Origin of the sequence: Paraburkholderia sp. CI3, from assembly GCF_050436505.1 — a bacterium.
Lineage (GTDB): Bacteria > Pseudomonadota > Gammaproteobacteria > Burkholderiales > Burkholderiaceae > Paraburkholderia > Paraburkholderia tuberum.
In genome coordinates, this window is the sequence record NZ_JBNDMI010000003.1 from 428927 (window position 1) to 451105 (window position 22179).

Genomic DNA, 22179 nt, shown 5'->3' on the forward strand with positions numbered 1-22179 from the left:
GGCCCACCCCTCAACACCGGTAATCGGACAAATGTGATGAAACTCAACGAAGGCTTTCTGAACTCAATGCACGAAGCGATGACTTTGCTGCGTACCCGCGGCGTTGCCGAAGCGACAGAAGCGATACAACGCGCACTGCGAGGGGAAAGCGTCGGTGCAGTGAACGAAACTGAGTCGCGGGACAAGACGCCAGAGCCCGTTGTCTTCCCGTTTGCAAAGACCAAGGACGCGACCGCGCACAAGGCGCGAGAAGACTGCATTGACGTGGAGGAACGAGGACAATTCATCACGCTTGCGTATGCGAATGCCGCCGGTCGCCGTCAATATCGGCTGTATGTGCCGGCGGGGGGCGCCGGCGAGCCGCTGCCACTGATTGTGATGCTGCACGGCTGCACGCAGGACGCCGACGATTTCGCAGCAGGCACGCAGATGAACGCGCTTGCCGACCGGCATCGATGTCTCGTAGCTTATCCGGTGCAACCGCAGCAGGCGAATCCGTCGAAGTGCTGGAACTGGTTCAAACCTGACGATCAGCATCGCGAGCGCGGCGAGCCGTCGCTGATCGCAGGCATCACGCGCGAAATCATCTCGGCCCACAACGTCGATCCTGCGCGCGTGTACGTCGCGGGGATGTCCGCGGGGGGCGCAATGGCGGCGATCATGATCGCCGAGTATCCCGAGCTGTATGCCGCAGTCGGCGTGCATTCCGGTCTTCCGGCACGGTGCGCGCACAATTTACCCTCCGCGCTCGCGGCGATGAAAGGCGGCAAGCACCCCCGAAATGCACGGCGCGTGCAAGGCGATACAGACTTGTCACCGAGACGGCCCATGATCGTCTTTCATGGTGACGCGGATGCCACCGTTCACGTAGCGAATGCCACGCGGCTCGTGCAGAGGTTCGACGCACGGCCGGACGCCGGCAGCGAATGGCGTCGGGTCGACGCGGGCCGACGCGTCTGTACCGTCTCGCGGCTGGTTTCCGGCGACGGTATCGACGCCGAGTTGTGGACCATTCATGGCGCAGGGCACGCTTGGGCAGGCGGCAATGCACGAGGCAGTTATACGGACGCTACTGGTCCGGATGCGAGTGCCGAAATGCTGCGCTTCTTTCTTGATCATCCGCAACGACAATAGTGCAGGCCTCTCTTGTGGTGACTATGATTGCGACGGAGTGGCGTCCGCTGTGCATGTAGAGCAAGTCCGCTTGCTCAACTGCATAAAAGGCTGCCCGATGAATCACTTCCGGGGCGAATCCTCGGCGGCAGGTCGGTGAAGCCGGATTTGCGCCGCAATCAACGTACGGCGGGTTGCCATTCAATTGGAGACATCCACGCGTGTTTCGTCCATCGTCAACAACGGGTCGCGTGTCGCCGATCGCGGCCTTGCGAAGTTCGAGCGATGTGTGCCCATTGCATGAGGCAGTCATCGGCCAGGAACTGTCATTCGCCGCTGCTGTTGACCAGACATTTAGACGTCGGTTCTGCAGCCGCCAGCGGCCATTGGCCACCGGAACACAACTGATCTTCTTGGTCCGCCTTCTTCGGGTTCGGTATGTCTACAGCCTTGGTTTGGACCTTCCCTTGTTTCCCTTGTGGTTACCGCGTTCTGACCAAGCGAGGTGGCACAAAAGTCCGATAGGAAGGCGCGAAGCGCTGAGATATAGGCACGCATGCGCGACGCCAACTGGCTATTCTTCAGACGCCGCCACTCACGCGTCTCCGGTCGGCTATGCGGGTCGTTGGTGGCCGTTCCGCATGCATGCGGAAAGGGGGCTGTATGTCACGTCCAGCACAACCTCGGTCCGCGCGATGCGCACCCCATCGTCAACAGTCAAACCGACGCATCTGGCTCGCCATTGGCATTTCGCTGACTGGGCTGTCCCTGACACCCGTGGCGTTCGCGGCGGGCAGCCTTCCGCAGGGCGGCCGTTACGTCGCCGGCACGGGCACGATAGCGGGCGCGGGCAACAGCCTCGTGATCACACAACCAGGTTCGACGCGCGGCGTGATCGACTGGAACAGCTTTTCGATTGGCAAAACCAACAGCGTGACGTTCGACAACGGCTCGGGCGCGACGCTGAACCGGGTGACGGGCGGTTCGCCCTCTGCCATCGTCGGCAGGCTCGGTGCGACGGGCAGCGTCTATGTGATCAATCCGCAGGGCATCGTCGTCGGGCCATCGGGCGTTATTACCACCGGCGGACGTTTCGTCGCGTCGACGCTGGACATCTGCAACGACGCGTTCATACAGGGCGGCGGCTCGCTCACGCTGTCAGGCAACTCGAACGCAGCCGTGATCAATCTCGGCAAGATCAGTTCGGGCGGCGGCGATGTATTCCTGATTGCGCGACACGACGTCATCAACGCAGGCACCGTCGCAGCGCCCAACGGCACGGCGGAACTGGCCGTGGGCGAGCAGGTACTGCTGCAGGACTCGGCCGGCAGCAGGCAGGTGTTTGTGCAGACAGGCAGTCAGGGCACGGTCGTCAACAAGGGGCGGATAACCGCCGCGCAGATCAGTCTGCAGGCTGCTGACGGCAACGTGTATGCGCTCGCAGGCAGCGGCACGCGCATCCGCGCGACGGGCACGGCCAGCCGCGACGGCCATGTGTGGCTGGTCGCCGACAGCGGCCGTGTCGAACAGTACGGCACGATCACCGCAAACAACGCGGACGGCAGCGGCGGAACCGTCGATACGCAAGCGGCGCAACTCACTTTCGGCAGGCACGCAGCGGTCCACGCGGGGCAGTGGAATCTGTCGACGCCCGACTTCACGATCGACGACTCCGCCGCGCATACGTTGCAGCGCAGCCTGAACGCGGGCACCTCGGTGGACGTCGAGACGACGGGCGCCAACGGCGCGACGGGCGACCTGGGCGTCGCGTCGAGCCTGCGCTGGCACGGTCCCGCTTCGCTCACGCTCGCCGCGTATCACAGCGTCTCGGTGGCGTCGGGCATGACGATAGCCAACAGCGGTGCGGGCAATCTGACCTTGCGTGCCGACGCGTCGGGCATCGACAACGGCGGCAGCGTCATCAACGGCGGCACGGTCGACTGGTCGAAGAGCACGGGCATCGTCAGCGCGCTCTACGATATGAATGGCAGTTTCAGCCCCGGCACGCTCGTCAGCAATGCGACCTGGCAAGCGCCGCTCTACAGCGGACTCGTCACGCAGATAACCGGCTATCAGCTCGTCAATTCGGCGACAGACCTGCAGAACGTCGCGAACAACATGGGCGGCAACTACGCGCTCGGCAAGGATTTAGACGCGAGCAACTTTGCATTCACCACGCTGGGAACGCTCCAGTACGCGGTTGCGACACCGTTCACCGGTCAATTCGACGGCATGTGGCATACGGTTTCCAATCTCTCGCCCAACCTCGATGCTCTGTTCGGTGATATCGGGCGGGGCGGTGTCGTGCGCGACATGAGAGTCAACGCTCACACGGGCGAGGCGGACACAGGGTTCTACTACGGAATCGGAATCCTGGCGATCGATAACTACGGCACTGTCGTCAACACCTTCACTTCAGGCGAGAACACCTGCATGGGTTGCCTTGGCGCAGCGCTTGCGGGGCTCGTCGGTGCGAATTACGGGCTCATCGCCCGCTCGGGAAGCAGCGCGGCAGTCGCGACTGGTGGCGAGGGTGCCGGACTGGTTGACAACAACTATGGGAGGATCGACCAGTCGTATGCAACAGGCTCTGTCACTGGGTATTATTCTCACAGCGTCGCGGGGGGGTTGGTAGTCGACAATAGCGGCTCCATCACCCAGTCGTTTGCGTCGGGCGCCGTAACGGCCACGACGCCAATATTTGTCGGCGGAATTTGTTGGGGCTGTTCCGGCCTTGGCGACGACGTTTACTGGAACGTCGAAACGACACGGCAAACGTCGAGCGGTGGCAATTTGCCAGCGTCAAACGGGCTGACTACGGCCCAGATGAGCCAGCCGGCCAGCTTTGTCGGATGGGACTTCGGACCGAATGGCGCGTGGGCCATGCCGACGGGCGCCACGCACCCCATTTTCCGCTGGCAAGAGGTGCACTAGTTTCGCGGTGATGTGGAACACAGTGCACCGAGGCATCTCTTCGCGCAAGATTAGACGGCTGGTTCTGCTCGAACAACGGCCATTGAATAGACGACGAATGAAAGGCCGCATTGGGTCGGAAGCCGGCGTAAAGGGCACGCGGGATTCGGAGGGCACTTGCGTGTCGATCTGGGGCGATCGCGTCAACTACGGACCGGCCACATCTGCTCCCTTGGTTGACGAAGTGTTCGGCTGTTCGAATCTCTTCATCCCTTGGAAGTCATCCTTCAGAAACGTCGCTTGCGCTACGTTCCGGGGCCATCGAGTGGCTCGCCATCTGGCTATCCACGCTCCATCACCGACAACGCGATCTCCTTCTGCGCCTCGAGACTCGCGAGTTGCTTTGTCAGCGACGCACGTATCGATTCGTACGCAGACTTGCCCAGCGCAAGCCGTAGCGGAGGGGACGGGCTGTCGATCGCGGTGATCATTGCGTCGACAGTTTTCGCCGCATCCGCAAAATCGAAATAGCCAGCGTCGAGTGCGCACCGGATTTCACCGACGGGCGTGTCGTCGTACACGCGCATCGGCGCCGCGCGGTCGAGACCCGCGCCAAAGTTGGTGCGCGTAGGACCGGGCTCCATGATCACGAAGTCGATGCCGAACGGTCCGACTTCTTGCGCGGCAGCTTCGACGAAACCCTCGATTCCCCATTTCGTCGCGTGATAAATGCTAAAAGCCGGATAGCCGATTCGGCCGCCTTCCGACGACACCTGCACGATCCGTCCGCCGCCCTGTTCCCGCAGACGCGGAATGACCGCGCGTATCAACTGGATCGACCCGGTCAGATTCGTCTCGATCTGCCGTGCAATCTGGGTGTCGTCGAGCTCTTCGGCCGCGCCGAACAGCCCGTAGCCCGCGTTGCTGACGACGACGTCGATGCGCGCGAGCGCAGCAAATGCCTGCGCTACAGCGGCTCTGATTGCATCGACGTTCGTCAGGTCGCAAGTGACGACCTCCAGTCGGTCGCCGTGTTGCTTGCGCAGATCGTCCAATGCGCCGGGCCTGCGCAGCGTCGCGACAACGCCGTCGCCGCGTGCCAGCAGCTTTTCCGTCAGCCCACGCCCCAGCCCGCTCGATGCGCCCGTGATCAGCCAGTTCTTCGTCATGCTCATGCTCCGTTGGAAGGATCAGGAGTTCATGCTAGAACAATGGAATTCGTCGGAGAAGCCAGGCCGATCGGCATGACGTGTTGAAGGAAATTCACCAATGGGCAAACCGACTCTCAACGATTTGCAGGCGTTCATGGTCGTCGCCGCGCGGCGGAGCTTCGTGCAGGCCGCAGGCGAACTGGGCGTGTCGCGTTCGGCGCTGAGCCATGCGATGCGCGGACTCGAGAACGATCTGGATGTGCGCTTGCTGCACCGGACCACGCGCAGCGTATCCCTGACAGAAGCGGGGGAGCGTCTGCTTGCACGTCTGCGCCCTGTGCTGAGCGATCTCGATCACGTGCTCGACGATGTCGCGCGGGAAGATGAGGCGCTTCGCGGCACGCTGCGCATCAATGGAAGCGACGGGGCGATCCGTCAACTGCTCCAGACTGTCGTGCCGCGCTTTCTGGCGATGTATCCGCAGATGGAGCTGGATCTCGTCTCGGACGGACGTTTCGTCGATATCGTCGCGGAAGGCTTCGATGCAGGCGTAAGGCTCGGTGAAGCGGTACCCAAGGACATGATCGCGGTACGGGTCAGCGAGGATTCACGCTTTGTTGCAGTGGCGTCGCCGCGTTATCTGCGCAAGCATGGCCGGCCTGCCGTGCCGGACGAATTGCAGGCCCATCGCTGCGTCCGGCAACGTCTGCCCAGTGGCAAACGCTATCGATGGGAGTTTGCGCGTCACGGTCAGGCCTTCACGATAGATCCGCCCGGCGCGCTCACGATGGACAGCAATACGTTGATGATCGAAGCGGCACTGGGGGGACTCGGTATTGCATACGTACCGGAGCCGTATGCGCGCGACGCGATGGCACGCAAGCGGCTCGTTGCGGTGCTCAGTGATTGGTGCCCGCTCATTCCCGGACTGTTTCTCTATTTTCCCGGAAGCCGACATATTCCCGCCGGGTTGCGGGCATTCATCGAGCTGGTGCGGCAACTGCCCGGCAGCGTGTCCGAGCCGTCGAGGTAGCTTCCGCGAATCAGCAGCTTCGCACGGCCTTTGATGCAACCGTTAGCTGAACTCGAACTCAAGTCGTAACTGGATTGAAAACAGTCATGACGGTGGTCGCCATCGAACGACCTGATCGGGCAGACCAGCGCGGACTGCCTCGGGCAGCGGGCGGCCATTTTCTGCCGTTCGGCTACGCGCCAGCGCTGACGCTCCAACGGCTGCTACGCCCCGGACACCAGACTGTTGTCCGCTCCCAGACGCCCCTGGCCCAGCCGCATTCGCACACCGCAAAGCACACGCCGTCAGCTACGCTCCAACCGCCGGCGTACCGTCCCCACCAACCTGTCAAACGGCAATGTACTCGCGGCCAGCGCACTGACCTCAGAAAAATTCTCCCTCACGATATCTGTCAACACCTGCCCCGGCGGCGCCTCGACCAGCACCTGCGCGCCCATTTCCTGCATCACGGTCAGCGCATCGAACCAGCGCACGGTGTAACGCATATTGGTCGCAAGATCCTCGCGAATCGCATCGGCCGTATATAACGGGCGTCCACCGCGATTGCCGATATAAACACCGCGCGGTCTTTCAAAATGCAACGTGCGCGAGTACGCCAGCAGTTCGTCGCTCGCACGCGCGAGCAATTCGCAATGCGAGGGCACGCTGACCGCGAGCCGCGTGGCCTTGCGCGCGCCGGCCGCGAGCGCGCGTTCGATGAACCCGTCGAGCGCATCGTCCGCGCCGGCCATCACGATCTGGCGCGGTGCATTGACGTTGCCGATATACACGCGTTGCCGTTGCTCCGCGGCCTGCTGTGCAACGAGCGTTTCCGCCTGCTGCTCGCTCAAGCCGGAGACGGCCGCGAGACCATAGCCCGCCGGATAAGCGGTTTCCATCAGCTCGGCGCGTCGCTGCACCATCTTCAGCGCGTCGCGGAACGCCACCGCGCCACAACTGACCGCCGCCGCATACGCGCCGATCGACAGTCCCGCGCTGATCTCCCCCGCCAATCCTTCATCGGCGAGCGCGCGCATGATCGCGACGCCCGCGACGGTCAAGCCCAGTTGCACCGCGACCGTCGAATCGAAAGCGTCGGATGAGTCGAGCGTCAGCACGTCGATGCCAAGTGTGTCGCAGGCTTCAGCGAGCGTGTCCTGTACCGCGCGATGCTGCGGCAGTCGATGCAGAAAGCCTTCGCTCTGCGCACCCTGGCCGGGGAACAGAAGCGCGAGCATCAGGCAATGCCATGGTGAGCAACCGCCGCCCACGGATCGGCGATCAAGCGGGGGGCGCTCGCATCGCGGGCAAGCACGCGCGCCTTGCCCGCGGCCCATTCCGCGAGCGCCACGCCACCCGCGGGCGTTTCGAGTTGCGCATCGATGCGGATACCGATATGCGCCGCGAGCGTTTGCAGTTGCTCCAGCAAAGCACTCGCGACATTCAGCGCCAGCGGTTGCGGCACGCGGATCAACAGATCGAGGTCGCTCGTTTCGTTGACAGTCGGCACGTGCGTCGCCAGTTCAAAGCCGGTGCTGCCAATAGGTCCCCAAGCGAATCCACCAAGCGGACCGCCCGAATCACGTTGCAACGAAAGCAGTGCAACGAACGAGGGCAATGCAGCACGTCCAGCATCGGCTTGCGTCTGCGCGAGCGATTCCGGCGGCACGGCACCGACGATATCGTCCGCATGCACCCATGTGCCGTAGCGTTGCGCTCGCTTCGCACCGCGCACGCCGATCGCGACGAAACCATCAGCGGCGAGCGCGCGTCGGACGACCGCATACGGCGCGCGTTCGAACGCGTCGCGAACCCACGCTGGTTCGTCATCGGGCGAGTCCAGCCGCCGCAAGCGCAGCAGATCATGCGGCCGCCACCGCGCGTCGCACGACGTGGCGTGCACGGTGGAGAAGGGCGCAGCCGCACACACGCGCATCACACGGCATCCCATTGTTCGGCAAGACGCCGCCGCACCTCGATCGACGCCGCGCGAGTCTGCCGCGCCGTCGCCGATTCCAGCCGACGCGCGAGCGTACGATCCCCCTCGCGCGCGCTGCGAATCTGCTCGACCAGCACCGTGCGCACGCGCTCGATCTGTGCCGCGTCGGGCGCGTCCGCGTCGATGCCTTCGATCAACTGATCGAGCAGCCCCAGCTTCGCGAACGACGCCATCGAATACGACATCGGCACGATCGTGTCGCCGAGTTCGTCGAGTTCTTCGACCGTGCGGCGCGTGACGCGCGCGGCCGCTTCCTTGCCCATCGCGTGGACCATCGTGCCGGGCGCGTCGAGCGCGACGATGCGGTTCGCCTGATAGCCGTGCGCGAGGAACGCGCCGGACATCGCCGGACCGACGATCAGCGCGATCACCGGATGGCCGGCGTCGCGCGCGCTCGCATAGGCGTCGACGGCGGCCGCGCAGGCGAGGTGGATGCCGAGCATTTCCTCGCGATAGCCGTACGCCTGGCTCTTCACGTCGACGATCGCGACGATCGGGCGGCGCGTGCCGGCGTCCACACCCGCATCCGCTTCGATCGCTTCACGCACCGCGCGCGCGAGTTGCCAGCCTTGTTCGAGCCCGACCACGTTGGTGGTCGCGCGCGGAAAACGGTTCGCGGGATCGGGCACGACCGTGATGAAGCGCGCGGTGGCGCCGCCGAGCGGCGCATCGCCGCTCCAGATGGGCGCCGTGCTCGACGGTTCACCGGCAAGTGCATTGAACCAGCGCGCGCCGCGCGTGAGTGTCGTGTCGTTCATGCCTGCTCCCTGTTCGACGCATCGCGCCCTTGCGGGTTGTACACATCACGCAGCGTCTCGGGCGTGACGCTCGCCGGATCGATCCGCGCGAGCCGCTGCAAGAACGTGTCGACCTGCTCGCTGCGATGCGTGGCCGGCACGCCTTGCGCGAACGCGGCGCGTACGGCGGCGCGCACGGCCTCGGCATCGTCGTCGACGAGTGTGTCGGCGAGCGCGCTCGCGACTCGCTGCTCGCCGCCGATCAGTTGCCATACGCGGCGGCGATCGCTCGCGTCGAGTTCTTCGATACCGGCTTCCTGCTCGATCACTTCGGGTCCGTTCATGCCGAGCCGTCCCTGCTTCGTCACGATCAGATACGAGCACAGCGCGGCCGCGAGCGACATGCCGCCAAAGCAGCCGACCATGCCCGCGATCACGCCGACCACCGGCACGCGCCGGCGCAGCGCGACGATCGCCGCCTGAATCTCGGCGATGACCGCAAGCCCAAGGTTCGCTTCCTGCAACCGCACGCCACCGGTCTCGAACAGCACGACCGGGCGCACGCGCTTGCCACGCTCGCAGTCGCGTAGCGCCATCTCGAGCGCCGCGGCGATCTTGCTGCCCGACACTTCGCCGATGCTGCCGCCCTGGAACGCCGATTCGATCGCGGCGACTACGGCCGGTTCGCCGTCGATCGTGCCGCGCGCGATCACGCAGCCGTCGTCGGCCTGGCAGACGATGCCCTGCAAGGGTAGCCACGGCGACCCGATGCGATCGAACGGTCCGAGCAGTTCGCGGAAGCTGCCCGCGTCGAGCACCGAGCGGGCGCGCTCGCGCGCGGGCAGTTCGATGAAGCTTTCGCGCAGCAGCGGCGCGCTATCTACGCTGACGCTCGTGCTCATACGCTGTCTCCTTCCTCGGCCGCTTCGACCGCTTCGGCGAGCCGCAACGCGACCACGCCCGGCGTCGCGCCGAAGTCGTTGATCTCGATGTGCGCGGCGCCGTCGTAGCGCGTGAAGAAGCGGTCGAGCACGCTCTTCCAGATGTGGCTATAGCCGTCGACGCTGGTGCGCACCACCACGTGCGCGGCGAGCGCCGAACCGCCTGGATCGGCGGCGGCAGGCGACAGCAGCACTTCCAGATCGCCCGAGCCGACCACGCCGACGTGCGCGCGGGTCGTGACGGCGCGTTGCGCCGGATAGTCGAAGGTCAAATGTTCCATGAGGCTCAGCTCCGGCTGGCGTCGCGATGCGCCAGCATGTCGAGAAAGAGGGTGGCGGCGAGCAGATCGGCCGCGCCGCCCGGCGATGCGTTCAGCGACAGCAGTTCGCGTTCGAGCGCGTCGAGCGCGACGCGACCCGCGGCTGTCGAACTGCCGCCCGCGTCGAGCACGCGCCGCGCGCCGCGCTGCCCCGCATGCAAGCCGGCGAGTCCCGCGCGATGCAGCAGGCAGGTATCGTCGAGCGTGCTCATGATCGCGAGCAGCGCATCGATGCGCGCGGCGTTTTCGTCGAGGCCGCGCGCGCGGGCCGCGTGCAATGCCGGCAGGCCGACCTCGAGCGCGTGCGGAAAGCCGTCCTGCGCTTCGCGCCGCGCGCCGCCGACCTGATAGCGTCGACGCGCGCGTTCGCCGTGGCTATCGGACGAAGCGGCGAAGCGGTCCGGGAAGCAGGCGATCTGCGCGGCCAGCGTGCAGATGCGCGAGGTATCGACACGGTTGGGATCGCCAGGTTTGTGCGCACGCATGGAGGAACTCGAAGCCGTTTCGAGCGCCACGCCCGCAACCAGCAAGCCGATGATCCAGATCGCGCCGCGATGCGCATTGCTCCCTCCCGTCGCCTGCATCATCTCCTGTTCGCCCGCGCGGCCGATCTGCGCGAGCTCGGCGCGCAGCAGCGCCGAGGGTTCGCCGCGGCGGCGCGCCGTGCGCGCCAGCGCCGCGAAGGTCGGTTCGAGCGCGTGCGCGGAGCGCCGCATGATCGCGAGATCGAGGTCGCGATGCGCGCCGCTGCCGCGCTGATCGACGAGCGCGGGCTTCGGCGTGAGCTCCGCTTCGTCGATCAGCGCGATGATCGCGTCGCGCGCGAGTTGGGCGTCGGAAAACGGCCCGACCGGCGAGGTGCCACATGCATCGTGTAGGACCGAAGCATGTGGCGCGTCCAACCGTTCAGGAAGAACAGCAGCGGACGCCATCGTCACCAGCTCCGGAAGCGCGCGGGCGGCGCGTACAGTCCGCCCGACCACGTGACCAGATCGTCGATGCTGCGCGCCGCGAGCAGCGAACGCTTCGCGTCGCCGCGCCGGATGCCGAGATCTTCCGGATACGCGACGATGCCGCGCCGGCGCAATTCCGCGGTTTTCTCAGGCTTCGCGCGCAGACCGATCGGCGTGACACCGGCCACCGCCGCGACCGCCGCGCGCCGCTCGTCGATGCCTTCGGCCTTGTGCAGATGCGCGATGCCTTCCTCGGTGACCACATGGCTCACGTCGTCGCCGTAGATCATCACCGGCGCGATCGGCATGCCGTTTTTCGCGCCGACCGCGACCGCGTCGAGTTCATCGACGAAGGTCGGCTCGCCGCCTTTCTTGTACGTTTCCGCGAGTTGCACGACGAGCTTCTGGCCACGCGACACCGCGCCGTCGCCCTTCAACAGCTTCAGCCACGCCTCGCTCGAATGACGCCGGCCGCGCGGATCGTGGCCCATGTTCGGCGCGCCGCCGAAACCGGCGAGCCGTCCGCGCGTGACCGTCGACGAATTCGCGTCCGCATCGATCTGCAGCGTCGAGCCGATGAACAGGTCGACGCCGTATTGCCCGGCCAACTGGCACAGCACGCGGTTCGAGCGCAGGCTGCCGTCGTTGCCGGTGAAGAACACATCGGGGCGCGCCTCGATATACGCCTCCATGCCGACCTCGCTGCCGAAGCAATGGATGCTGTCCACCCAGCCCGATTCGATCGCGGGGATCATCGTCGGGTGCGGATTGAGCGTCCAGTTGCGGCAGATCTTGCCCTTGAGACCGAGCGATTCGCCGTAGGTGGGCAGCAGCAGTTCGATCGCCGCGGTATCGAAGCCGATGCCGTGATTCAGCGACGTGACGCCATACGGCTCGTAGATGCCGCGTATCACCATCATCGCGGTCAGCACCTGCAAGTCGCCGATATGGCGCGGATCGCGCGTGAACAGCGGCTCGACCGCGAACGGCCGGTCGGCCTGCACGACCACGTCGACCCACGAGCCCGGGATGTCGACGCGCGGCAATTCGTCGACGATCTCGTTGACCTGCACGATCACGATGCCGTGACGGAACGCGGCGGCCTCGGCGATCGTCGGCGTGTCCTCGGTATTCGGGCCGGTGTACAGATTGCCGTGACGGTCGGCCTTGTCCGCGCACAGCAGTGCAACGTGCGGCGTCAGGTCGACGAACATGCGCGCATACAGCTCGACATAGGTATAGATCGCGCCGATTTCGAGCTGGCCGTCTTCGAGCAGTTGCGCGACGCGCAGACTCTGCGGCCCCGCGAACGAGAAATCGACCTTGTGCGCGATGCCGCGCTCGAACAGCGTCAAGTGCTCAGGACGACTGATGCTCGAAATCAGCAGATGCACGTCGTGCAGCTTGTGCGGATCGACCGTGGCGAGCGAGCGCGACAGGAAGTCGGCCTGTTTCTGGTTGTCGCCTTCGAGCGCGACGCGCTCGCCGGGCTGGATCAACGTTTCGAGCGCATCGACGATGCGGTGCGTGGGCAGCACGCCGTCTTCGAGCCACGGCGCGATGGCCGCGAGGCGGCGGTTCTTTTCGTCGCGCCGGGTCGTCCACGAGCGGACAGTGGACCGCGATGCGGCGGCTTCGGCGGGGTGGTTCATCGGCTCGGTCATCGGTTCGATCAGCTCCCGGTGGTGACGCGCGGGCGTCGGCCGCGCGGCTTCGGTTGATGCGCAAGCGCTTCTTCGCGCGCGCGCTCGGTCAGGAAACGATGCAGAAGCTCGCCGGTGCCGAGCAGATGCGCGACCACCAGCGACTGCGCGGTCGCGATATCGCGGCGCTCGACGGCATTGAGCAGCGCGGCGTGCTCACTGTCGGACTCGCCCTTGTACGACGGCAAGCCGAACTTCAGGCGCAGATAGCGTTCGCCGCGCCGGTGCAGCAAGCCGATCATGTCCTCGAGCTGCGGCCGGCCGGCGGGCGCGTAGAGACACATATGGAACGCGGCATTGCGCGTGACGTATAGCGACGGGTCCTCTTCGCGCTCGGCGGCGCGGCACAAGTCCGCGGCTTCGCGCAGCGTCGCGGCGGTGTGATGCGGAATCGCAAGGCCGAGCGCGAGACTTTCGAGCGCCGAGCGGATCTCGTAGATCTCGCGCGCTTCGTTGGCGGACAGCGGCGCGACGGTCGCGCCTTTATGGACCGCCGCGCGTGCCCAGCCCTCGCTTTCGAGCTGGCGCAGCGCCTCACGCACGGGAATCGCACTGACCGAGAAATGCCGGGCAATCGCGTCCTGGCGCAGCGGGGCGCCAGGCGCGAGCGTGCCGTCGACGATCGCCGCGCGCAGCGCCTCAGCAATCATGTGCGAGGTACTTTCGCGCGGCGCGGCGGCCGGAAGAAACGAACCGGACATGGCGGCGTCCAGGGGAAAACCTTCAGTTGCGTCGGTCATGGTATCAAATATTATATATAAAAAGACGCGCATTTCAGCGCGGGCAAACCCGGAAGTCTTGAACCACATTCCAGGCAGGTGCTCGCGCCGTCCTCTGAATGAGTTGTATGAGGACATCGCCGATCAATCAACGTCGTCGAGCCATCCCCAAGCGCGCCCGTCCCTTTCTTCGTTACGTTCAACTATCGTAGGCCGGAGGAGCATGATGAATACAGTAACCGACCGACGAGCGGTCGCGCGTCAGCGCACACCGCTCAATCGTTCGCAGATCGCAGGGTTCTGGGGAGCGTGGGCCGGCTGGACGCTCGACGGCATGGACTCGTTCATTTACGCGCTGGTGCTCACGCCCGCGCTGACCGAGCTGTTGCCGCGTTCGGGCTTCGCGGCGACGCCGTCGAATGTCGGCCTCGCGGGATCGATCCTGTTCGCGCTGTTTCTGGTCGGTTGGGGACTGTCGTTCATCTGGGGACCGCTCGCCGATCGCTTCGGTCGCACCAAGGTGCTCGCCGCCACCATCTTCACGTTCGCGATTTTCACCGGGCTCGCCGCGACCTCGACCAATGTGTGGCAGCTCGGTATTTATCGCTTCATCGCGGGCGTCGGGATCGGCGGGGAATGGGCGCTCGCGGGCACCTACGTTGCCGAGGCCTGGCCGGAGGATCGTCGCAAAATGGGCGCCGGTTATCTGCAGACCGGCTACTACGCGGGCTTCTTTCTCGCGGCTGCGCTCAATTACACGGTCGGCGTGCATTTCGGCTGGCGCGCGATGTTCCTGACCGGCGCGGTACCGGTCGTCGTCGCGATTCTGATTCTGCTGCGCGTGAAGGAACCGGAGAAGTGGCAGAAAGCCGACGCAAAGACGGTGCGCGTGAAGCCGTTGCGCGAGATCATGGGGCCGGCTTACCGGCGTCGCACATGGGTCGCGTGCATTCTGCTGACGATCGCGATCATCGGGCTGTGGGCAGGCGCCGTCTACGAGCCGTCCGCGGTGATCCAACTGGCGGCGCGCGCCGGCATGTCCAAGGGCGATTCGATTCGCACCGCGTCGCTCGCGACCGGCCTGCTGTCGATCGGCACGATCCTCGGTTGTCTCGCGCTGCCGCCACTGGCCGAGCGCATCGGCCGCAAGATGACGCTCGCGGTGTACTTCGCGGGGATGGCGGTGTCGATCGCGGCGAGCTTCGGTTGGGCGTTCTATCTGCCGAACGGGCTCGCGCCGTTCATCGCATGGCTGTTCGTGCTGGGCTTTTTCGGCGGCAACTTCGCGTTGTTCAGCCTGTGGCTGCCCGAGCAGTTCGAAACCCGCGTACGCGCGACGGCGTTTGCGTTCTGCACGTCGTTTGGACGCTTCGTCGGCGCCGGCGTCAACTTTCTGCTCGGCGCGGCGGTGCTGCATATGCAGACGCTCGGCGTGCCGATCGCGTTGACCGCGCTCGTGTTCGTCCTCGGCCTGTTCGTGATTCCGTTCGCGCCGGAGACGAAGGGCGAAACGCTGCCGCAGTAAGGACCGGGCGGGTGGCGCGCTTTACTTCGCGTGACTGCGTGCTCGCCCACCCGGATGGAGCAGCGTCAGCAACGGCCAGCCGAGATTGACGCCGAGACTCGCGGCGACGATCAGCGCCATGCCCGCCAGTTGCGAGAGCGACAGCGCACGGCCATACACGAGCGCATCCACGACGATCGCGGTCAGCGGATAAACGAACAACAGCACCGCGATCACTGGCGTGCTGAGCTTGGGCAGCGCGCCGTAAATCAGCACATACGACAATCCCGTGTGCAGCACGCCCATGCCGATCAGCCAGAACCACTGCATCGGACCGATATGCGTGAGCGTCAAAGGCGCGATGAGCGGCGCGATCAGCGGCAGACAGATCACGCCGACCGCGCATTGCGTGAGCGTCAGCAGATGCGGGCGCATTTCGCCGAGGCTCTTCGCGATCAGCGTGACGCTCGCATACAGCAGCGAGCCGAGCAGCGCTTCGCTCAAGCCGATCAGATAGCTGGTGTGGCCCTGCAGATTGCCGGCGGCGATTACCCCCGACGCGAGCACGAGCCCGACGAACGCCGTCGCGATCCAGCCGAGCCGGTCCGCGCCGAGCCGCTCGTTAAAGAGCGCCGCGCCGATCAGCACGACCCAGAACGGCTGCACATGAAACACGACGGTCGCGACCGCGATGCTGGTGCGATGAATCGCATCGAAAAAGCCGACCCATTGCGTGACCATCAGCACGCCGGAAATCAGCGCGAGCGCGACCGTGCGGCGCGTGAACTGCGCGCGCGTGAAAAAGCCCTTCCACGCGCAATAGGCGGCGAGCGAGAGAAAGCCGAACAGGCAGCGGAAGAACACGAGCGTCAGCGCATCGAGCCGCGCCTCCTCGACGAAAACGCCGATCGTGCCCATCAGCAGGCCGCCGCTCGCCAGCGTGATCGCGCCATGTTGACGTGAGGTGAGAGACATGCGCAACGACTCCGTAACATGATGCCCGCGAGTATTGCGCCGCTTGTGGCCTGTTCACAAACGAATTAAATTGAGCAATTCCATAAGCCCGGTTGATAAATCGTGAACCCTGAATTCGACGTCGATCTGTTGCGCAGCTTCGTCGCGGTCGTGGAGGCGGGCAGCTTCACGAAGGCGGCGGCGAGCGTGCATCGCTCGCAGGCGGCGGTCAGCATGCAGATCAAGCGGCTCGAAACGATGCTCGGCACGACGCTGTTCGCACGCAACACGCGCAATCTGTCGCTGACGCGGCCCGGCAGTACGCTGCTCGAATACGCGCGGCGCGCGCTTGCGTTGCAGGAGGAGGCGTGGTCGGCGATCGTGCGGCCCGAGGTGACCGGGCGGGTGGTGCTCGGCGCGCCGGACGACTATGTGTCGTCGCTGCTATCGCCGGTGTTGCGGCGTTTCGCGACGCTGTACCCGCGCGTCGAGATCGAGATCGTCTGCGCGCAGAGCACGGCGCTCGCGCCGATGCTCGCCGACAACAAGATCGACCTCGCATTCGTCACGCGCGACCGCAGGATGCGCGGCGAATTCGTGCGCAGCGAACCGATGGTGTGGGTGGGGGCGTCGGTCGATACGCCGGTGCTGAAGGCCTCACCGTTGCCGGTGGGTTTGTACGAGCCGGGCTGCGTCGCGCGCCAGCACACGCTGGCTGCGCTGGATGGCGCGCGCATCCGTTATCGCGCGGCGTTCAGCAGCGCGAGCCTGATGGGGCTCGTCGCGACCGTGGATGCCGGTTTGTCGGTGATTGCGCTGACGCGGTGCAGCGTGCCGCCGCGGCTCGCGATACTCGGCGACGCGCAAGGGCTGCCGAGAATCGCGCCGCTCGAAATCGTGGTCGCGCGCAGCGCGAAATCGGATCGGCCGACCTGCGATTATCTGGCGCAGCAGATGGTGCAGGATCTGTCGCTGCGGTAGCCGAGCGTGCCAGCCTTGGTCGTTCAGGCACGCGAATAGGCGGTCACTTCACCCTCGACCGCGAGCCGCACGCGCTCACCCGGACGCGGGCACAGATAACCGGGCACGCGCGCGCGCACCATCGCCCGCGTCGCGGACTGCAATTGCAGCGCGACGCTTGCGTCCTGCCCCTGGAAGATCACGTCAGTGACGAGCGCGTCGTGTGCGGCGCCTGTGCGCGCGGTTTCATCGGCGCGCAGCAGGCGGATCTGCTCGGGACGCACCATCACGTCGACCGCACCGTGGCCGACGGGCGCGACCAGTGCGAGTTCGCCGAGTTCGCAACTCGCGCGATCGTGTTGCGCGATGCCCGGCAACAAGACCGCCTCGCCAATGAACGACGCAAGCTCGCGCGTCACCGGCCGGCGGTATAGCACTTCGGGCGTCGCGGTCTGGATCAGCCTCCCATTCCACAGCACCGCGACCTCATGCCCGAGCGACAACGCCTCGGACTGATCGTGCGTGACCAGCACGGCAGTCGCGCCGGCCGCGGCCAGCGCACTTGCGACCGCCTGGCGCGTTTCGACGCGCAGCGCGGCGTCGAGCGAGGAGAACGGCTCGTCGAGCATGATCAGCGTCGGCGTGGGTGCGAGCGCACGGGCGAGCGCGACACGTTGCTGTTGACCGCCCGACAGTTGCTGCGGCGCGCGCTCGCCAAAATGCGCGGGCAGGCCGACCAACTCCAGCAACTCAGCGACGCGATGGCGCGCGCGGCGCTGCGTGCGTGGCAGACCGAACACGATGTTGTCCGCGACCGACAGATGCGGAAACAGCGCGCCTTCCTGCGGCACGTAGCCGATGCGGCGTTGCTCCGACGGTACGTGCAGGTTGTCGCCGACGACGCGCCGGCCATCGATCTCGACGCTGCCGCCGTCCGCGCGCTCGAAGCCGCACAACAGCCGCAGCAGTGTGGTCTTGCCGCTGCCCGAGGGCCCCAGCAGCGCGAGCAGCGTGCCGCGCTCGACCGAGAGATCGAGGCCGTGCAGCACCGGGTGACCGTCGAACGATTTCTGCAGTCCGCGGATACGAAGTTCGCTCATGAAAATCCGAAGTAGTCGAACAAAAGCAGCGATGAAAAAGCCGGCGCGTGTCAGCCGCGCTCGCCGAGCAGCGCCGAGCGGCCGAGCAGCGCGAACAGCAGCCCCGACGCGCACAGCGAGATGCCGGTCAGCAGCGCCGCATACGGCGCGGCCGCGGCGAACGCCATCGTCGACGTGTCGGCCCACACCTGGGTCGCCAGCGTTTGCGTGTCGAGCGGCGACAGCAGCAGCGTCGCGTTCAGTTCGGTGACGACCGAGATGAACACCATCGCCGCGGCAGCTCCGAGCCCGGGGCCCGCGAGCGGCAGCACGACGCGCACGAGCGTCTGCGTCCAGTCAAGGCCGAGCGCGCGCGCGGTTTCCTCGAGGCGCGGCTGCGCCTGCATGAATGCCGCGCGCACGCTGACGAGCGCGACCGGCATGAACAGGATCGCGTAGGCGACGATCAGCAGCGTCGCACTTTCATAGAGCGGCTGCAGCGCATGCACGGCGAGCGAGACGATCGCGAGCGCAATCACGAGCCCCGGCACGCCCTGCGCGAGAAACACGGTGCGCTCGAACAGCGTCGCGAAACGCGTCGGATAACGCACCAGCAGAAACGCGAGCGGCACCACGAGCAACGTGGTCAGCGCGGCGGCCGCGAGGCCGAAACCCAGCGACGAACACGTCGCGTTCCACAGCAGTTCGGGCGATACGTCGGCGGGCGTCACGGCGGCCGCGCCCGGCTGCGTGAGCCAGAAGCCGATCATGCCGAGCGGTACGCCGAGCGTCGCAAGCGTCAGCAGCGCAAAGCCCGCGACGACGAGCCAGCGCCACCCGCCGAGCTCGTAGCGCAACACCGCGCGGCGCGTGCCGCGATCGACGCGCTCATAGCGCGCTGCACCGCGCACGCGAAACTCGAACGCAAGCACGACGAGGCAGATCACGATCAGCAGACACGCGAGCAGCGATGCACCGCCGCCGTCGAAGCTGGTGCGATATTCCGCGTAGATCTGCGTGGTGAACGTATGAAAGCGCAGCAGCGTGAACGCGCCGAATTCCGATAGCACGCCGAGCGCGACGAGCAGCATGCCGCCCAGCAGCGCCGGCCGCAGTTGCGGCAGCACGACGCGCGCGAAACTCGTCCAGCGGTTGCAGCCGAGCGCGCGCGCGCTTTCTTCGAGTGCCGGGTCCATGCCGCGCAGCGCGGCGGCGACCGGCAGATAGACGAGCGGAAAATACGCGCAGGTCAAGACCAGCAACGCGCCGTTGAAGTCCTGCAAGTCCTCGCTCAAGGACACCCACGCATAGCTCGAAATGAAGGCCGGCATCGCGAGCGGCGCGGCGCACAGCACGGCCCACGCGCGCCGTCCGGGAAGATGCGTGCGCTCGACGAACCACGCGGCGGCCGTGCCGATCACCGCGCAAACGAGGGTAGTCGTGACGGTGATCAACGCCGTATTGACGAGCAGCTCGCCGACGAGCGGCCGCCAGATCAGATCGAGCGCATCGCCGATCCCGAAGCTCGCCGCGCGCCAGAACGTAAACCCAATCGGCAGCAGCACCAGCAAAGCGCTGAGTGCTGCCGCCGCAAAAAGGCCGCGCGGCGCGCGCGTCCGCCCGCGCGCCGGGGCTGGGGGGACAGCCGGCGGACCGGCTGACAGTGCTTCGCTCATTTACAGCAGGCCTGCCTGACGTAGCAGCTTGCCGGCCTGGCTATCGTCGCCGAGCTGCTGGATCGTCAGCGTGGGCGGAGTCAGTTCGGCAAACGGCTTGAGGATCGGGTCCGGCGCGACACCCGCATGCAGCGGATATTCGAACATCACGTGGCTGTTGGCCATCAGCTGCTGTGCGCGTTCGCTGACCAGATAGGCGAGAAACTTCTGCGCGCCGTCCGCGTTGTGCGCGGACTTCAGCACGCCCGCGCCCGATACGTTGACGAGCGCGCCGGCGTCGCCGTGGCCGAAGTGATAGATCGCGCTGCGGGTTTTCGCATCGCCGATTTCCGCATGCAGACGCGACCAGTAGTAGTTGTTGATCAGACCGGCCGCGACCCCGCCGCGATTGACCGCAGCGACCACGCCTTCGTCATCGTCGAAGATCTGCGCGTTGGCTTTGAGACCCTTCAGCCACGCGAGCGTCTGCTTTTCACCCTTCAGGGCCAGCACCGCGCTCACGAGTGGCAGGAAGTCGGCGTCGCTCGGCGCGATGCCGACCTTGCCTTTCCATTCAGGCTTCGCGAGGTCGAACACCGATTGCGGCAGTTGCGACGGCTGCAGCTTCGTCGTGTTGTATGCGAGCACGCTCTCGCGCGCGGTCACGGCGACCCATACACCGCTCGGCGAATTGAAACGTGCCGGCACCGCGCGGAGCGTCGCTTCGTCGACCTTCGCGAGCAGACCCTTTTCCTCGAGCAGCATCAGCTCCGGCGAGTTCTCCGTGAAGTACACGTCAGCGGGCGACGCCGCGCCTTCCGCGACGATCTGCGCGGCGAGCGCCGGGCCTTCGCCGTTGCGCACTTTCACCGAGATGCCCGACTGCTTTTCGAAGTCCTTTGCGAGCAGATTGACGACCTGCTCGTGCTGCGCGTTGTACAGCGTGATCGACGCCGAGTGAGCCGCCGACGGCATCGTCGCGAGCGCGGTGAGCGACAGCGCAGCCATGCTGCCGAGCGCGCGTAGACGGGTGGCAAACCATGAATGAGCCATGTTGCAGAAGTCCGTTTTGATTGTGTTGAGTGAGCCAGGCGCTGCACGCCCGGCGTGCTTCATTTGCTGCATCACGTCTCGAACAGCCCCGCGCCGACATACGAACCCGGCTTCGCGCCCGGCGGCACGACGAAAATCGCGCTGCCGACGTGAGTCGTGAACTGGTTCATCATGTCGAACTTCGCGAGCCGGTCGTTGATCGGGATGAAGCCGGTGCGCGGGTCGCTCTGGTGCGCGATGAAAATCAGCCCCGCGTCGTACTCGGTTTCCTGGCGCCACGGCGGCCAGCGCTCGATATAGAAGTTCGTGCCTTCGTTGTACGAATACGAGCGGCGCAGAATCTGCGCGCCGTTGTTGCTCGCCGGATTCGACAGACGCACGTGCGAGTTCTCGGGGATCACCGGGTTACCGTCCTTGTCCTCGGCCTTCAGATCCACCGCGTCGAATTCATGCTTGCTGCCGATCGGCGCGCCGCTGTACTTGTGGCGGCCGAACACCTGTTCCTGGAAACCGAGCTCGGTGTTGTCCCAGTGTTCGAGCGTGATGCGGATGCGGCGCACGACCGTGTAGGTGCCGCCTTCCATCCACGGCGCGTCGTCGGTGGCGCGAGCCCACACGAACTGGTTCATCAGCTCAGGCTTCGCGGTCGCCGGATTGTTGGTGCCGTCCTTGAAGCCCATCAGGTTGCGCGGCGTCTGAGCGCGCGGACCGGACAGGAAACCCGCCTGGCCCCAGCGCATCGCCGCGACGCCGTAGGCACGGCGCGTCAGTTGGCGTACCGCGTGAAACGCAACCTGCGCGTCGTTCGCGCACGCCTGGATGAACAGGTCGCCGCCGGTCTTCTCCTTGATCAGCTGATCGCCGTTGAAGCGCGGCAAATCGACGAGCGCGGCGGGGCGACGCGACGCGAGCCCGTAGCGGTCCTTGCCGTCCTTCGTGAAGAGGCTGGGGCCGAAGCCGAACGTGATCGTCAGACCGTTCGGGCCGAGGCCCAGAACGTCGCCGGAATCGGGGGCGGCCCGGTCGCCGCCGTCGTCGCCGGCGGGCAGCGCGAAGGCCGTGCCGCCTTGCGCCAGGCGCGCGGCTGCTTCGGTCCACGTGCGCAGCAGGGCGATCACTTCGTCGCGCTTGTCGGTGGTCAGCTCGAGCGCGGCGACGTAGGTGTGGCTCTGCTGCGGCGTGACGATGCCGCCTTGATGCGGACCGTAGAACGGCTCGGCCGCGAACTGCGGATCGGCGTTCTGGGCGCTATGCGCGGGCGCCTTCGCGAGCGCGGGCGGCGAGCTCGCGAGGCCTGCGCCGAGACTCGCGCCGGCGGCGACCGCCGCGCCCCCCGCCTTCAGGAAGCCGCGTCGTGACGGCCGTGGGGGGTGATCGTTTGTCATGGCCAGTTCACCTTCCTGAAACCTGGGT

At 65.9% G+C, this 22179-nt stretch carries 19 protein-coding genes; 5 read left to right on the top strand and 14 right to left on the bottom strand.

All coding sequences use genetic code 11. From position 1 onward, the window contains the following. Window positions 1-36: 36 nt before the first annotated feature. On the top strand, window positions 37-1134 hold the full coding sequence (locus OKW29_RS10815; protein WP_429291042.1) for an extracellular catalytic domain type 1 short-chain-length polyhydroxyalkanoate depolymerase: 1098 nt from the start codon (window positions 37-39) through the stop codon (window positions 1132-1134). A 642-nt stretch (window positions 1135-1776) separates the two neighbouring features. Further along, the gene (locus OKW29_RS10820; RefSeq protein WP_429291043.1) at window positions 1777-4047 is read left to right on the top strand and encodes a filamentous hemagglutinin N-terminal domain-containing protein; all 2271 of its coding nucleotides are present in this window, start codon (window positions 1777-1779) and stop codon (window positions 4045-4047) included. Window positions 4048-4367: 320 nt separating this feature from the next. Here OKW29_RS10820 and OKW29_RS10825 read toward each other — a convergent pair whose 3' ends face one another. Further along, window positions 4368-5195 (bottom strand): SDR family oxidoreductase, encoded by an 828-nt coding sequence (locus OKW29_RS10825; RefSeq protein ID WP_187631721.1) that lies wholly within the window; start codon window positions 5193-5195, stop codon window positions 4368-4370. Window positions 5196-5295: 100 nt separating this feature from the next. On the opposite strand from OKW29_RS10825, the gene OKW29_RS10830 reads away from it, so the two are divergent. Beyond that, on the top strand, window positions 5296-6210 hold the full coding sequence (locus OKW29_RS10830; protein ID WP_429291044.1) for a LysR family transcriptional regulator: 915 nt from the start codon (window positions 5296-5298) through the stop codon (window positions 6208-6210). A gap of 284 nt (window positions 6211-6494) precedes the next feature. On the opposite strand, the gene mdcH is transcribed toward OKW29_RS10830, so the two are convergent. Genes mdcH through OKW29_RS10870 form a run of 8 tightly spaced genes read right to left on the bottom strand, consistent with a single transcriptional unit; the run spans window position 6495 to window position 13582 of the window. After that, complete coding sequence (mdcH, locus tag OKW29_RS10835; protein ID WP_429291045.1) at window positions 6495-7427, bottom strand: malonate decarboxylase subunit epsilon; 933 nt, start codon at window positions 7425-7427, stop codon at window positions 6495-6497. After that, window positions 7427-8125, bottom strand: a complete 699-nt coding sequence (locus OKW29_RS10840; protein WP_429292482.1) for a malonate decarboxylase holo-ACP synthase — start codon at window positions 8123-8125, stop codon at window positions 7427-7429. Before OKW29_RS10840 ends, mdcH begins: the two co-directional genes overlap by 1 nt. Next, window positions 8125-8946: a biotin-independent malonate decarboxylase subunit gamma gene (gene mdcE, locus OKW29_RS10845; RefSeq protein ID WP_429291046.1), complete on the bottom strand. Its 822-nt coding sequence runs from the start codon at window positions 8944-8946 to the stop codon at window positions 8125-8127. Before mdcE ends, OKW29_RS10840 begins: the two co-directional genes overlap by 1 nt. Beyond that, entirely contained in the window at window positions 8943-9827 is an 885-nt protein-coding gene (locus tag OKW29_RS10850; RefSeq protein ID WP_429291047.1) for a biotin-independent malonate decarboxylase subunit beta, read from the bottom strand. The genes mdcE and OKW29_RS10850 overlap by 4 nt, the downstream gene beginning before the upstream one ends. Then, window positions 9824-10147, bottom strand: coding sequence for a malonate decarboxylase subunit delta (locus tag OKW29_RS10855; protein ID WP_184038621.1), 324 nt, complete (start codon window positions 10145-10147; stop codon window positions 9824-9826). Before OKW29_RS10855 ends, OKW29_RS10850 begins: the two co-directional genes overlap by 4 nt. Before the next feature lie 5 nt (window positions 10148-10152). Next, window positions 10153-11118: a triphosphoribosyl-dephospho-CoA synthase gene (locus OKW29_RS10860; protein WP_429291048.1), complete on the bottom strand. Its 966-nt coding sequence runs from the start codon at window positions 11116-11118 to the stop codon at window positions 10153-10155. Between the two features lie 2 nt (window positions 11119-11120). After that, complete coding sequence (mdcA, locus tag OKW29_RS10865) at window positions 11121-12791, bottom strand: malonate decarboxylase subunit alpha (RefSeq protein ID WP_429291049.1); 1671 nt, start codon at window positions 12789-12791, stop codon at window positions 11121-11123. Between the two features lie 20 nt (window positions 12792-12811). Next, window positions 12812-13582: a GntR family transcriptional regulator gene (locus tag OKW29_RS10870; RefSeq protein WP_429291050.1), complete on the bottom strand. Its 771-nt coding sequence runs from the start codon at window positions 13580-13582 to the stop codon at window positions 12812-12814. Between the two features lie 205 nt (window positions 13583-13787). On the opposite strand from OKW29_RS10870, the gene OKW29_RS10875 reads away from it, so the two are divergent. After that, complete coding sequence (locus OKW29_RS10875) at window positions 13788-15086, top strand: MFS transporter (RefSeq protein WP_184008596.1); 1299 nt, start codon at window positions 13788-13790, stop codon at window positions 15084-15086. A gap of 21 nt (window positions 15087-15107) precedes the next feature. Here OKW29_RS10875 and OKW29_RS10880 read toward each other — a convergent pair whose 3' ends face one another. Continuing rightward, the gene (locus tag OKW29_RS10880) at window positions 15108-16040 is read right to left on the bottom strand and encodes a DMT family transporter (protein ID WP_429291051.1); all 933 of its coding nucleotides are present in this window, start codon (window positions 16038-16040) and stop codon (window positions 15108-15110) included. A 102-nt stretch (window positions 16041-16142) separates the two neighbouring features. Here OKW29_RS10880 and OKW29_RS10885 point away from each other — a divergent pair, with 102 nt between their 5' ends. Next, complete coding sequence (locus OKW29_RS10885; RefSeq protein ID WP_090806141.1) at window positions 16143-17000, top strand: LysR family transcriptional regulator; 858 nt, start codon at window positions 16143-16145, stop codon at window positions 16998-17000. Window positions 17001-17023: 23 nt separating this feature from the next. Here OKW29_RS10885 and OKW29_RS10890 read toward each other — a convergent pair whose 3' ends face one another. The 4 genes from OKW29_RS10890 to efeB all read right to left on the bottom strand — a co-directional run bounded on the left by OKW29_RS10890 (window position 17024) and on the right by efeB (window position 22151). After that, complete coding sequence (locus OKW29_RS10890) at window positions 17024-18079, bottom strand: ABC transporter ATP-binding protein (protein WP_429291052.1); 1056 nt, start codon at window positions 18077-18079, stop codon at window positions 17024-17026. A 50-nt stretch (window positions 18080-18129) separates the two neighbouring features. Next, window positions 18130-19734 carry an ABC transporter permease gene (locus OKW29_RS10895; protein WP_429291053.1) on the bottom strand — a complete coding sequence of 535 codons (1605 nt, stop codon included), beginning with the start codon at window positions 19732-19734 and terminating at the stop codon, window positions 18130-18132. Further along, window positions 19735-20766 (bottom strand): iron ABC transporter substrate-binding protein, encoded by a 1032-nt coding sequence (locus OKW29_RS10900; protein WP_429291054.1) that lies wholly within the window; start codon window positions 20764-20766, stop codon window positions 19735-19737. Between the two features lie 71 nt (window positions 20767-20837). Beyond that, window positions 20838-22151, bottom strand: a complete 1314-nt coding sequence (gene efeB, locus OKW29_RS10905; RefSeq protein ID WP_429291055.1) for an iron uptake transporter deferrochelatase/peroxidase subunit — start codon at window positions 22149-22151, stop codon at window positions 20838-20840. Window positions 22152-22179 lie beyond the last annotated feature (28 nt).